Genomic DNA, 13,588 nt, shown 5'->3' on the forward strand with positions numbered 1-13,588 from the left:
CCACCACCTTGGCGATGCCGCTACTTTCGCCGATGTTGGCGAACACCTCGACGGCGTGGCCATCACGGGTGACGGCCGGCTCGAAGCGGTTGGCCCAGGCGGCCTGCAAGCGCTGCTCGCGCAAGTCGCGCTCGGCCAGGGCACGTTGCAGTTCATCCGCCGGCGGTGCCACGCTGACCACGCCGCGCTGGCCATCGAGCAGCAGCGGCGTGCCACTGTCCAGCAACAGTATCGCCGCCCCCGCCCCCACCACCGCCGGAATGCCCAGGGCACGGGCGACAATGGCGCTGTGGGCGGTGGCGCCACCTTGGGCAGTGACAATGCCCGCGACCCGGCTGGGGTCTAGCCGAGCGACATCGGACGGGCCGACTTCGCTCATCACCAGTACGTAAGGTTGCTCGGGCTCCACCTGGGCCCGCACACCACACAACTGCGCCAGTACCCTGCGGCCAATGTCACGCAGGTCGGCGGCGCGTTCGGCGAGCAAGGCGTCGTGCAACGATTCCTGCTGGCGGGCCGCCGCCTCGATCACCGCCATCCACGCCGCCGCAGCGCTTTCACCCTGGGCCAGGCGCTGCTCGACATCGTCGCTCAGGGCCGGGTCGGCGAGCATTTCCTGATGGGTGACGAAAATTTCGCCAATGCCCTTGTCGCTGCGCTGGACCAAAACCTGCAGTTCGCCGTTCACACTCGCCATGGCCTCGCGCAGCTTTTGCCGCTCCTGGGCGCACGACTCACCGCGCAGGGGGTAGTCGAATTCGCGTTCCACACACACATGCGCCGGGCCGCTGGCAATGCCGGGGGCAGCGCCCACACCGTGAATACGGCTGCCGGCGGCGGGGGCCTGCAGCACTTCGGGCGCAGCGCTGGCGACAGCTGCGCTGCTCTGCGCCAGCGGTTCCACCTCTTCACCCAGGCCCTGTTCGATGGCGGCCAGCAACACCGGCAAGGCATCGGCGGCGATACCTGGCTCGGCCAGCAGTTCCAGCGTCTGGCCACGGCGGGCGCCGAGGCTGAGCAGCTTGCTCAGGCTCTTTACCGACACCGCCGGCTGTGCACTGTCAACCAGGCGTACCCGGACTTCCCCCTCGAAGCCTTTGGCCAACTGCGCCAGCACCTTGGCCGGGCGGGCATGCAGGCCGTGCGGGTTGGCCAGCACGATACTCGCGCTGGGCCAGTCCAACGGCGCTTCGCCACCCAGCATTTGCAGTACCGCACGGCTGCTGGTGGCCTGGTAGAGCATCTGCCCACGGCCCTCGATCAGCACTTCGCACAAGCGTTCGAGCAAGGCCTGGTGCGCCGCGCCGAGGCTGGCCAGGCAGAACAGGCCGTTGAGCGGCTGGTCGCGGTAACGCAGCGGTTGCTGCGGGGTGATGAAGGCCAGGCCCGGCTGGCGCACCTGGCGCTCGCTGTGCAGCCACCACAGGCCCTCGCCCAACGGCAGCGGCTCGGCCTGCTGCAGCACGGCGGCAAAGCCACTGTCGACGCAGTCGGCACGCTGCAACAGGCGGGCACCGCGCCAGGCCAGCTCGTCGAAGTCTTCGGCCGGCAGGTTCAAACCGACCAGTTGGGCATCCAGCGCCAACTCCTGGGGTGCACCTTGCAAAAGCTTGAGCAGCGCCTCGGCGGAACTGGCCCGGCGCAAGGCTTCGGCCAGGTCTGTCTCGCCCAGGGCGCGGGTCAGCAGTTGCAGCAGGCGCAGGTGCTCGTCGGAACGGGCGGCGATACCGATGGCCAGGTAGACGATCTGGCCATCGCCCCAGTCCACCCCCTCGGGAAACTGCAGCAGGCGCACACCGGTGGCGTACACCAGGTCGCGGGTCTGCGGCGTGCCATGGGGGATGGCGATGCCCTGGCCAAGGAAGGTGGAGCCTTGCCCCTCGCGGGCCTGCAGCCCTTGCAGGTAACCCTCGGCGACCAGGCCGTCAGCGACCAGCCGGTCCGCCAACAGGCGCAATGCCTCGGCCTTGTCGGCGGCCTTCTGGCCCATGGCTATCTGCTCCTTGGCGAGCTCGAGCATGACCTTCTCCTTTTGCAGTTCCCGGTCGGGTACTGGAGTATTGTTGTGAAATTCACGTAAAGGGCCAGTTCAACAGCCTTGCACGGATGGCTGCCGAGGCAGAAAAATCGGCGGCTGAAACGTTTAATCTGACCAGGCGGCCACGTTACTCGATAATCTGCCGAGGAAAAAGCCCCATCCTGTCGGACAATTGCGACAATGGTCGTCTGCGCGTGGCGCCAGTAGCGGGTCAAACTACCCGATCCGGCCCCACAACCAGCCCCGGTAATAACAAGGAAAATTCGGTGAAACTCAGCGATATCGCCCGTCTGGCCGGTGTGTCCGTGACCACTGCCAGCTACGTCATCAATGGCAAGGCCGAACAACAGCGCATCAGCAGCAGCACCGTCGAGCGGGTGCGCGCGGTGGTCGAGGCCCACGGCTTCACACCCAACCCGCAGGCCGCTGGCCTGCGCAGCCGGCATACCCGCACCCTGGGCTTCATTCTCCCGGATCTGGAGAACCCCAGCTACGCCCGCATCGCCAAGCAACTCGAGCAAGGCGCCCGCGCCCGCGGCTACCAGTTGCTGATCGCCAGCAGCGACGACCAGCCCGACAGCGAGCGCCAGTTGCAGCAACTGTTCCGCGCCCGCCGTTGCGATGCGCTGTTCGTCGCCAGCTGCCTGCCTCCGGAAGATGACAGCTACCGCGAACTGCAAGACAAAGGCCTGCCAGTGATCGCCATCGACCGGCGCCTGGACCCAGCGCATTTCTGCTCGGTGATCAGCGATGATCGCGACGCCAGCCGCCAACTGGCTGCCAGCCTGCTGAGCGCCGCCCCGCGCAGCATTGCGCTGATCGGTGCACGCCCCGAGCTGTCGGTCAGCCAGGCCCGTGCCGGCGGCTTCGACGAAGCCCTGCAAGGCTATACCGGCGACGTTCGCCGTTACCAGGGTGAAGCCTTCAGCCGCGCCTGCGGCCAGCGCCTGATGCAGCAATTGATCGACGACCTGGGCGGCCTGCCGGATGCCCTGGTGACCACCTCGTACGTGCTGCTGCAAGGGGTGTTCGACACCCTGCAGGCGCGCCCTGCCGACTCGCGCCAACTGCAATTGGGCACCTTCGGCGACAACCAGTTGCTCGACTTCCTGCCGCTGCCGGTCAATGCCATGGCCCAGCAGCATGGCCTGATTGCCGCCACCGCCCTGGAGCTGGCGCTGGCCGCGATCGAGGAGAAACGCTACGAACCCGGCGTGCATGCCGTCGGCCGCACCTTCAAGCAGCGCATCACGGCGGCCTGAACATGCGCCTGATCGACACCCACACCCACCTGGACTTCCCCGACTTCGACGCCGACCGCCCGCGCCTGCTGGCCAACGCGGCGGCGCGCGGGGTGGAGCGGATGGTGGTGCTGGGGGTGTGCCAGGCGAATTTCCAGCGCGTGTGGGAGATGGCCTGCGCCGATCAGCGCCTGTTCGCCGCGCTGGGCTTGCACCCGATCTACCTCGACCAGCATCGCCCGGAGCACCTGGTGCAGTTGCGCCAGTGGCTCGGGCGCCTGCACGGCGACCCGCGGCTTTGCGCCGTGGGTGAATTCGGCCTGGACTACTACCTCGAAGACCTGGACAAGGTGCGCCAGCAGGCGCTGTTCGAAGCACAGCTGCAAATGGCCTGCGACTTCGCACTGCCCGCCCTGCTGCACGTGCGCCGTAGCCATGCCCAGGTGATCGCCACGCTCAAGCGCTACAAGCCGGCGCGGGCGGGGGTGATCCATGCGTTCGCCGGCAGTTACGAAGAGGCACGCGAATACATCAAGCTTGGCTTCCGCCTCGGCTTGGGCGGCGCGGGGACCTGGCCGCAAGCCCTGCGCCTGCGCAAGACCATCCCGCGCTTGCCGCTGGAGAGCATCGTGCTGGAGACCGACTCGCCAGACATGGCACCGGCGATGTTTGCCGGCGAGCGCAACAGCCCCGAGCACCTGCCAGCGATTGCCGAAGCGCTGGCGCAGTTGATGGGCATCGAGGCCGAGACACTGGCGGAGGCCAGCAGCCGCAATGCCTGTGAGGTCTTTGGCTGGTAGTACCTAGACCTTGAACGCCCCGATCAAGCGCTTCAACTCCACCACCTGAACCGACAACGCCCGGCTGGCATCCTCGGCCTGGCAAGCGCCTTGGGTGGTGTCCTGCGCCGCCCGGTTGATCGCGACGATGTTCTGGTCAATGTCATGCGCCACCGCGGTCTGCTGCTCGACTGCCGCGGCAATCTGCTGGTTCTGCTCGACGATCCCGCCCACTGCGCCCAGGATATTGCCCAGCGCCTGTTGCACCTGGCGCGCTTCATCGACGGTTCCCGCGGCCATCTGATGGCTGCTGCCCATTGCCTGCACGGCCACCTCCACGCCTTCGCGCAGGCGCTGGATCATCTGCGCGATCTGCGCCGTCGAGTCCTGGGTACGCTTGGCCAAGGTGCGCACTTCATCAGCTACCACGGCAAACCCACGCCCCTGCTCGCCGGCCCTCGCCGCTTCGATGGCCGCGTTGAGCGCCAGTAGGTTGGTCTGCTCGGCGATGCTGCGAATCACCTCGAGCACCTGGCCAATCGCCTGGCTGTCGTCTGCCAGCCGGTTGATCGCCAGCACGGTCTGGTCGATTTCCGCGGCCAGGCGGCCGATGCTGCCCTGTTGGTTTTCCACCAGCGTACGGCCATTGGCACTCTCGTGATTGACCTGCTGCGCACCATCGGCGGCCAGCGTGGCGCTGCGCGCTACCTCCAGCGCGGTAGCGCTCATCTGGTTCATCGCCGTGGCCACCTGTTCGATCTGTTCCCGCTGGCCACTGACCGCCTGGTTGCTGCGCATCGACACCGCCAGCACCTGCCCGGCCTGCTCCTCGACCGCCATCACAGTGCGCCCGACCTGGTCGATCAGGCCACGGATACGCCGCACGGTTTCGCTGAACCCCTGCCCCAGCTCGCCCAGTTCATCGCGGCTGTGCGCGGTGAAGCTGACCGTCATGTCGCCAGCCGCAACCTTGTCCATGGCACCGCCCAGCTCACGCAAGGAGGCCCGGGTCGAGACATAGAAGCCTGCATAGAGGTACAGGATCAGCGCCAGGACACCGGCCAACACCGCCCCCAAGGCGAACATGCGCAGGCGCTGCTCGGCAAGCCGCTCCTGCAGCTGCTCCTGCAGGTGCGTAAGCACTGCGTCGTTCAGGCGGTAGGTCTGCGCCATCAGCTCACTGACCTGCTGATAGAAGGTTGGCCAGGGCATATCGAGGGTTTCCGCCACCACCACCTGCTCTTCGAACAAGGACGCGGCCTGCCTGACCGTCGCCTGGCTGGTCTCGGCCACCCCCGCCAAGCCGGCCTTGGCCCCAGGCGCCGTGGCCATGACATCGTCCAGCCGCAGGGCATAGTCCGCCGCCAGGCGCTCAAGGCGTTGCAGCAAGTCTTCGAAACGGGCACTGGCAGAGGAATCGAGGAAGCCCCGTCCCAGCGCAACGGCGCCCATTGCCCGGCCCTCGCCCAACACCTGCGTGACCTGTGCCGTGCTCACCCCGAGCAGTTCACTGAACTGGCGCACCGAGGCTTGGCTGTCCTGGCTCAAGCCGGACTGGCTCACCACCTGTTTGCCCAGCATCTGGGCCTGGACCAGTAACTTATCGAACAGGGCCACCTTGGCCTGCAGCGACGATTCCGCCCGCGCGCTGGTAAACGCCCCCGCCAATTCATCGAGCTTGCCTTGCGGTACCGACACGCCCCCCTGCAGCGTCTGCAACTGCGCCTGGACTTTGTCCTGCAACGCCGCGATACGCGCCTCCAGGTCACCTGCCTGGCCCGACTGGCCAAGCACGGCGTTGATCTGCAACAGGTTGCCAAGCGACTCCAGGTCGGCGCGCAGGATCAAGCTGTCCCCCAGCGGGCCAATGCCCTGCAGTTCAGCGCGGGTGACATGAAATTGCTGCAAGGCATCACGCATCAGATAAATGCTGGTGGCGAGCATGGGCAGGAAGAACAGGATGCTGATCAGGCTGAACTTCTTGCCGAAGCTCAGCCGATTCATCAATGCGATGGCCGGATAGAGCAAATGCTTCACGGGGCACCTCCATGGATTCTTGTTGTTCTGCAGAGATAGCACTAGGCCATTTGTATAGCGCAGATCGAATCGGAGGTTTGTAACTTAACGTTAACCGCTGCCCGCGAATGGGCTCAGACCAGTACCGTTCACAGGGCAGCAGCCTGCGCTGGCTGTGGGAGCGGGCATGTCGAGGCTTCGAACCGCCGCGAAGAATCCAACGCGGTGGCTGGCACCGGCTATGCCGGTGTTCGCGGGCAAGCCCGCTCCCACAGGGACCGCGTATTTCCATAGCTCAGCGCCAAACCTGTGGGAGCGGGCGTGCCCGCGAAGGGCCGCAGAGCGGCCCCAAATTGCTTAACTGACTGGCATTAGGGCAAGCCCGCTCCCACAAGGCCCCTGCTAAATCAATCAGTTGTTCTATGAGAACGTGCTTGGTCTCGCATCAGACCAGTACCGTCCACAGGGCAAACCCGGCATACCACAGCACCGCACAGCGCAGCAGCAGCTCCCACAGGCTGTCCAGCCGCCCCAGCCCGCGCTGGTTGTCTTCTTCTTCGGGAATGTCATCGGCAATGCGCCCGACCCTGGCCACCAGGTGCCCGGCGCTGATGTGCCAGTTGAGCAACTCGTGCAGCATCACCCGCATTACCGCCACGAAGTTGCCAACCAGTGCAAAACTCAATGCCAGCACGCGTACCGGCAACCAGTCCATGATGTGCCGCAGCTGTTCGGCACGGGCCTTCAACGCCGGCTGCTTGCTGTGCTCGCCGCACAACGCCAGCAGCCGATAGGCCAGGGCGGCCCCCGGGCCCAGCACGAAGTACCAGAAGATCACCGCGAAAAAGCCCTGGTACACCTGCCACAGCAAGTTACCCTGCACCCGCACCAGCAGGCTGTGCGGTTCATCGGCCACCAGGCCCAGGTCACGCTCGGCCACATGCAGCGCCGCCTGGTCGTCACCACGCCGCCAAGCATCGCGGAACGGCCCCAGCGATGCCTTGGCATCGCCGCGGCCCAGGCTGTAGACCAGTACCAGCAGGTGCACCGGCAAGGCCAGCAGGCCATACGCCACCGGCTCCAGCACATGCAGCAGCAACACCAGCAGCGCTACCGGTGCCAAGACCAGGATGGCCAGCGTCCACCAGGGGTGCACCTTGCCACTGCGCTCCAGGCGTACCAGTTCGCCGAGGAAGAACCCATCGCGCTGCACCTGATGGCGCAGGGCCGAGAACTTCTCGACCCACAGCGCCAGCAACAACACCAGAAAACTCATGCCTTGTCCTCGTTGTGCTGCAGCGCTTCACGGTAGCGCGACCAGTCGAAGGCCGGGCCCGGGTCGGTCTTGCGTTGCGGGGCTATGTCGCTATGGCCCTGGATCCGGTGCAGGTCGATGGCCGGCCAGGCGCCGCGGATGTGCCGGGTGAGTTGCTCCAGCACCGCGTACTGGGCATCGGTATAGGGCAGGTCGTCGGTACCCTCCAGCTCGATGCCGATGGAGAAATCGTTGCAGCCTTCGCGCCCGTCGAAGCACGACACCCCGGCGTGCCAGGCACGGTCGAGCAACGACACGAACTGGGTCACTGCACCATCACGCTCGACGAACAGGTGCGCCGACACAGTCAGGTGGTTGATGCTGGCGAAGTAAGGGTGTTCGTTGGGGTCCAGGCGATTCTGGAAGAATTGCTGAACCTTGCCCGTACCGAAGCAGGCCGGCGGCAGGCTGATGTTGTGGATCACCAGCAACGAGATCGATTCGCCTTCGGGGCGGGCATTGAAGTTCGGCGAAGGGCAGTGGGTGATTCCGATTCCGTGGAACCAGCCAGTGGCACGGTCCAATTGCATGGGGCAAATCCTGAAACGCCGTGAACAGAGCAACAGTATGCCTTGCCGCCAACGCCGTTTGCATGTGAATGATTGTAATGTTGCCTCCTACAGCCGCAACCCGTCGAGCGCCGCCGCCAGCGCCCGTTCGAACAACAGCCCGTCATCCAGCACCCGCACTTCGCCCCGGTGCAGTGCCTGGGCCAGGCTTGCACTGCTCCACTCGCACACTTTCATGCCGGTGCGGTTGGCGAACACCAACCTGTCGCTGCTGTCGATGCGCGCCACCAGTTTGCAGCGCAGGGGGCCTTCTTCATCGCGCACCTCGATCCAGGTGCCTATACGCATGCGCTGCACCTGCCGCAGCAACGCAGCCTGGCCGTCGGCAAAATGCCGTGGCGCACAGGCGGGTTCTTCGGCAATCGCCAGCACGATGTCCTCGCCCACCAGCACTTCGTCGAGGGGCTGATCCGCGCCGTCGGGCTGCGACGCGCCAGCGGCACAGGCGCGCAGGTGCAACCGCTCCAGTTGCAGGAAGAATTCGCGGGTTGCCAGCGAATCCAGGGCCACGCTGGCCAGGCCATCGCGTAGCGCCTTGAGCAGGCCCGGCACCTGCTGCAGCAAGGCCTGCGGCTCGTGCGGCGGGGTGATGCTGGCCAGCAGCAGGTCCAGGGTCTGCACCGCATCCCGCCACGCCTGGGAGGCCTCACCCTGCTTCAACCAGGCCAGTAGCAGCACTTGGCTCCAGGCCTGCACCAGCATCTGCACCACCACCAAGGGCAATACCCGGCCGCGCAGGCGCTGGTTGAGCAACTGTTGTACCTGCTGCCTGGCCTGCAGGGCCCGGGCACGCCCTTCTTCGGCGTCGCGGGTACGTTGCTCGAGCAGTTCGTTGCGCCGCCGCTCGTCCTGGCCGAAGGCAAGGAAATCGTCGAGCAGTTCGGCAAACAGCCCGACATCTTCGGCAAAATCATCGAGCAGGCGCTGGACGATACGCTCCACCCGCAGGTGCAGGTTGTCGCGCAGGCCTTCGCCGCCGCACTCCCAGCCAATGGCCGCGCCAGCGATCTCGTTGAGCAGCCGGCGCGCCGGGTGGCTGGCCCTGCTGAACAGCCCCCTGTCCAGCAGGGCCACCTTGAGCAGGGGGATATGCAGGCGTGCGAGTAGCGCACGCAGGCTGGCCGGCAGGTTGTCGTCGTCATGGATGAAGGCGAACAGCAGGCCAACCAGGTTGATCATGTCTTCATCGGCCACGGCGATGCGCCGACGCGTGCCGCTGCGCACGCTGACACGCAACAGCAGTTGTTCGAGCTGCTGGTCGAGTTCGAAATCGTCGGCCTCGTGGGTGGCAGGCACGTAGTGCTGCAAATGCGACAGCAGGCGCAACAGGTCGGCGGTGCTGATCGGCTGGGCAGCAGCCACCGCCTGCAACCGTGGTGCGAACTGCCCGCGCAGCGGTGCCAGCAGCGTTTGCACCGAGGCAAAGAACGCCTGCCCTGCCGCGTCTGCGCCCACCTCTTGCCCTGGGTTTGCCGGCCCTCGGCGTACGCTCATGCGCCGGTCTTCGGCGCGCCGACGCGGTGCCGGTTGCAGCTCTGGCAGCACACCGGCGGCAGCCAGCAACTGGTTGGCTTCGCCGTAAATCACGTCGATATCGCGCAGCACATAACGCTCGAACAGCTTGAGCAGGATCAGTTTGACCCGCAGGCCAACCCCCAGGTTGCAGCCGGCGTCGAGGAAGTACCCGCATAACGCGGCGGGCCCCAGCGGGTTGTGCTGTTCATGCAGGGGGCGGTCAAGCAGCGCCTGCAAGCGCAGGCCCAGTTGCTGCAACGCGAGGCCGTCGCGTGACAGCACCCGCGCGACCATGCCGTCGATGGCCGCGGCCCGCTCCAATTGTGCCTTGCTGCGCAGCTTGCCCGGCTCGACCAGGTGCGCCAGCAGGTCTACCTGGCCAATGCGGGCGAAGGTGTCATAGAAGATATCGAGAAAACCACGCTCGATGCTTTTGCGCTTCAGGCGCAGGTCGCGCATGGCCTCGAAGTACAGGTGCTGGTCACAGCGGTCGAAGGCCTTGTCGGCCATTTCGAACAGGGTATCGTCGGCGTTGGCGAACAAGTCCTGCAGGCCTTGCCGCAACTGCAATGCGGCCTTGTCGCGCACCTGCAGGAGCAGCACCGGAAGGCAAGGCAGAGGCGTACGTCCACCTCGGTCGATGGCTGCCGCCAGGGGCACCACCTTGCCTTCTTTTTGCATCCTGGACTCCTTGCAGGGTGTCTCGCCCGACGGGGCTGTAGATCGTCAAAGCTATGACGCCAAATACTGGTCGCTATTATCGATAAAAATGCGCACAGCTGCCAGCGCCATGTCGCTGGTTGGCAAATGACCCTGATTTGCCGGAATTGCTCGTTCGTGCCGACCAAAGGTCGTTGCCAAGGCGGCTGTACACACCGGCCCCCTGCCCTATAATCGCGGGCATCTAGCTTGTGGAGCCGACCATGCCGAACCTACGCCTTGCCGACCTGACCGCTGAAATCGAAGCCAATGTGCGCCGTGCACTGTTGGAGGACATCGGCAGTGGCGATATCACCGCGCAGTTGATCCCGGCCGAACGCCTGGCCAAGGCGACCATCATCACCCGCGAAGACTGTGTGATTGCCGGCACCGCTTGGGTCGATGCGGTATTCCGCCAGCTCGACCCACGGGTAGCGGTGCACTGGCAGGTAGCCGACGGCGAGCGCGCCACGGCCAATCAGCCGCTGTTCCATCTGGAGGGCCCGGCCCGTTCGTTGCTGAGTGGTGAGCGCAGTGCGCTGAACTTCCTGCAGATGCTGTCGGGTGTCGCCACCCGTGCACGCTTCCTGGCCGACCTGGTGGAAGGCACCCAGGTACGCCTGCTGGACACCCGCAAAACCTTGCCAGGCCTGCGTTTGGCGCAGAAGTACGCGGTCACCTGCGGTGGTTGCGACAACCACCGCATCGGCTTGTACGATGCCTTCCTGATCAAGGAAAACCACATCGCCGCCAGTGGCGGGGTGGCCGAGGCAGTGGCGGCGGCGCACCGCATTGCGCCGGGCAAGCCGGTGGAAATCGAGGTGGAGAGCCTGGACGAACTGCGCCAGGCACTGGCTGCCGGCGCCGACATCATCATGCTCGATGAGCTGAACCTGGATGAAATGCGCGAAGCGGTGCGCATTACCGCCGGCAAGGCCAAGCTGGAGGCCAGTGGCGGGGTCAACGAGACCACCTTGCGGGTGATTGCCGAGACCGGGGTGGATTACATCTCGATTGGTGCCATGACCAAGGATGTGAAGGCGGTGGACCTGTCGATGCGCCTGAGCCTGTGAGCTGATTGCAGGCACAAGAAACCGGCCATTTGGCCCAATGCCAGTCAGTTAAGCCTTAGTGGCAGCCATTGGGGCTGCTGTGCAGCCCATCGCCGGCAAGCCAGCTCCCACAGGTACCGCGCAGATCTCAAGCTTTGCGCAGTCCGTGTGGGAGCTGGCTTGCCGGCGATGGGCCGCACAGCGGCCCCAAATGGCTTAACTGACTGGCATTAGCCATTTGGCCGGTTTCTTATTAAGCGGCGCTTTGCGCCCCTTTCGCGAATCAGAACGAAGCGTTGGCCAGCCCGTCCAGGTAACGCTCGACATCCAATGCCGCCATGCAGCCGGCACCGGCCGAGGTGATGGCCTGGCGGTAAACGTGGTCAGCCACGTCACCGGCGGCGAACACACCCTCGACGTTGGTGGCGGTGGCATTGCCTTCACGGCCACCATTGACCACCAGGTAGCCGTCTTTCAGGGTCAGCTGGCCTTCGAACAGCGAGGTGTTCGGGGTGTGGCCGATGGCGATGAACACGCCGTCGACCTTGATCTCGTCGCTGCTGCCGTCGTTGTTCTTCAGGCGCGCACCGGTCACGCCCATGTTGTCACCCAGCACTTCGTCCAGGGTGGCGTTGAGCTTGAGCTCGATCTTGCCTTCGGCCACACGGGCGTGCAGCTTGTCGACCAGGATCTTCTCGGCACGGAAGGTATCGCGACGGTGCACCAGGGTCACCTTGCTGGCGATATTGGCCAGGTACAGCGCCTCTTCCACGGCGGTGTTGCCGCCGCCAACCACGGCGACCGGCTTGTTGCGGTAGAAGAAACCGTCGCAGGTAGCACAGGCCGAAACGCCCTTGCCCATGAAGGTTTCTTCCGACGGCAGGCCCAGGTAGCGGGCACTGGCGCCAGTGGCGACGATCAGCGCGTCGCAGGTGTACTTGCCGCTGTCACCCTGCAGGGTGAACGGCTTGTTGGCCAGGTCGACGGCGTTGATGTGGTCGAAGACGATTTCGGTTTCGAAGCGCTCGGCGTGCTCCTGCATGCGCTGCATCAGGGCCGGGCCGGTCAGGCCATGGGGGTCGCCCGGCCAGTTGTCGACTTCGGTGGTGGTGGTCAGCTGGCCGCCAGCCTGCATGCCGGTGATCAGCAGCGGCTTGAGGTTGGCACGGGCGGCATACACCGCAGCGCTGTAACCGGCAGGGCCGGAACCGAGAATGATGACGCGCGAATGACGTACTTCAGACATGTCGAACTCCTGTCGAGCGGGCCGCAAGGGGCCGGCATCGGTGTACCGGCTGCGCCAGCTGGAAAGTTAAAAAGGACCCACGCAGCACTTGGGGAAGGCTACAACGCGCAGGCCCACAAAGCGGAAAGTTGAGCGCACTGTAGCGAGGTCGCAAAGATTAAGGAAATATCCTTCGACAATCCACCTCATAGGCATCGTCTATTCAGCGATTTCATCGATAGCCAACGCCTGCTGCTTTTGTTACAGCCGGTTTCCCGGCCAGTACCCGCCTTTCGTCGGCGCGGCAAACTCGGTAAGGTCAGCGGGTTTTCTTCTCTGCGGAGTGTTCCGATGCAAGCCCCTGTCCTCTCCGGCCCCCAGTACCTGCGCGAAGGCCTGAAACTGGTGCTGAGCCCCAACCTGCGGTTGTTCGTGCTGCTGCCGCTGGCGGTCAACCTGCTGTTGTTCGGCGGCCTGATCTACTTCGCCGGTCACCAGTTCAGCCTGTGGGTGGATGCCTTGATGCCGACCTTGCCGAGTTGGCTGAGCTTTCTTACCTACATTCTCTGGCCGCTGTTCGTCGCCTTGGTGGTGTTGATGGTGTTCTTCACCTTCACCCTGGTCGCCAACGTCATTGCCGCGCCGTTCAATGGCTTTCTGGCGGAGAAGGTCGAGGTGGTGGTGCGTGGCGAAGACAACTTCCCGGCATTCAGTTGGGGTGAGCTGATGGCCATGGTGCCACGTACCTTCGGCCGCGAAATGCGCAAACTGGGCTACTTCCTGCCACGGGCCATCGCCCTGTTCATCCTGTCGCTGATCCCGGTGGTGAACGTGGTGGCCGCGCCGCTGTGGCTGATTTTCGGGGTGTGGATGATGGCGATCCAGTACATCGACTACCCGGCGGACAACAACAAGATGAGCTGGCAGGACATGCTCGCCTGGCTGCGCGCCAAGCGCTGGCAGTCGCTGGGCTTTGGTGGCATCACCTACCTGGCGCTGATGATTCCGCTGGTGAACGTGCTGATGATGCCGGCTGCGGTGGCTGGGGCCACGCTGTTTTGGGTGCGGGAGCGGAGCTGATCCCCGGGTCATGTGCGATTGGCATGACTTGCACGCCCCCCTGTGGGAGCGGCCTTGTG

General features: G+C 65.0%; 10 protein-coding genes and 1 pseudogene. 4 read left to right on the top strand and 7 right to left on the bottom strand.

What is annotated here, in order from left to right; genetic code table 11:
* Positions 1-2,020: fused PTS fructose transporter subunit IIA/HPr protein (fruB, locus tag TZ03_RS03725; RefSeq protein ID WP_051095821.1), on the bottom strand; the 2,020-nt coding region annotated here is incomplete at its 3' end.
* 284 nt (positions 2,021-2,304) lie between these two features.
* On the opposite strand from fruB, the gene cra reads away from it, so the two are divergent.
* Positions 2,305-3,300, top strand: a complete 996-nt coding sequence (gene cra / locus TZ03_RS03730) for a catabolite repressor/activator (RefSeq protein ID WP_051095822.1) — start codon at positions 2,305-2,307, stop codon at positions 3,298-3,300.
* A gap of 2 nt (positions 3,301-3,302) precedes the next feature.
* A complete protein-coding gene (locus TZ03_RS03735; protein WP_051095823.1) occupies positions 3,303-4,079 on the top strand; it encodes a TatD family hydrolase in 777 nt (258 codons plus the stop codon).
* Positions 4,080-4,082: 3 nt separating this feature from the next.
* Here the strand turns inward: TZ03_RS03735 and TZ03_RS31885 are convergent, their stop codons facing one another.
* The 5 genes and pseudogenes from TZ03_RS31885 to TZ03_RS03755 form a co-directional block, all read right to left on the bottom strand.
* Positions 4,083-4,898, bottom strand: coding sequence for a methyl-accepting chemotaxis protein (locus TZ03_RS31885; RefSeq protein WP_414860300.1), 816 nt, complete (start codon positions 4,896-4,898; stop codon positions 4,083-4,085).
* A gap of 42 nt (positions 4,899-4,940) precedes the next feature.
* Positions 4,941-6,062, bottom strand: a pseudogene (locus tag TZ03_RS31890) (HAMP domain-containing protein); the annotation flags it as partial.
* A gap of 457 nt (positions 6,063-6,519) precedes the next feature.
* Positions 6,520-7,350, bottom strand: coding sequence for a regulatory signaling modulator protein AmpE (gene ampE / locus TZ03_RS03745; RefSeq protein WP_051095825.1), 831 nt, complete (start codon positions 7,348-7,350; stop codon positions 6,520-6,522).
* Entirely contained in the window at positions 7,347-7,919 is a 573-nt protein-coding gene (gene ampD / locus TZ03_RS03750; protein WP_051095826.1) for a 1,6-anhydro-N-acetylmuramyl-L-alanine amidase AmpD, read from the bottom strand. The genes ampE and ampD overlap by 4 nt, the downstream gene beginning before the upstream one ends.
* 87 nt (positions 7,920-8,006) lie before the next feature.
* Positions 8,007-10,154: a DUF1631 domain-containing protein gene (locus TZ03_RS03755; RefSeq protein ID WP_051095827.1), complete on the bottom strand. Its 2,148-nt coding sequence runs from the start codon at positions 10,152-10,154 to the stop codon at positions 8,007-8,009.
* 242 nt (positions 10,155-10,396) lie between these two features.
* Between TZ03_RS03755 and nadC the strand changes: the two genes are divergently transcribed.
* Positions 10,397-11,245, top strand: coding sequence for a carboxylating nicotinate-nucleotide diphosphorylase (nadC, locus tag TZ03_RS03760; protein ID WP_051095828.1), 849 nt, complete (start codon positions 10,397-10,399; stop codon positions 11,243-11,245).
* Positions 11,246-11,507: 262 nt separating this feature from the next.
* Here the strand turns inward: nadC and trxB are convergent, their stop codons facing one another.
* Positions 11,508-12,470, bottom strand: coding sequence for a thioredoxin-disulfide reductase (trxB, locus tag TZ03_RS03765; RefSeq protein WP_051095829.1), 963 nt, complete (start codon positions 12,468-12,470; stop codon positions 11,508-11,510).
* 330 nt (positions 12,471-12,800) lie between these two features.
* Here trxB and cysZ point away from each other — a divergent pair, with 330 nt between their 5' ends.
* Positions 12,801-13,529, top strand: a complete 729-nt coding sequence (gene cysZ, locus TZ03_RS03770; protein WP_051095830.1) for a sulfate transporter CysZ — start codon at positions 12,801-12,803, stop codon at positions 13,527-13,529.
* Positions 13,530-13,588 lie beyond the last annotated feature (59 nt).

The sequence above is a fragment of the Pseudomonas sp. 10-1B genome, assembly GCF_000935045.1.
In the GTDB taxonomy this organism is placed as follows: Bacteria; Pseudomonadota; Gammaproteobacteria; order Pseudomonadales; family Pseudomonadaceae; genus Aquipseudomonas.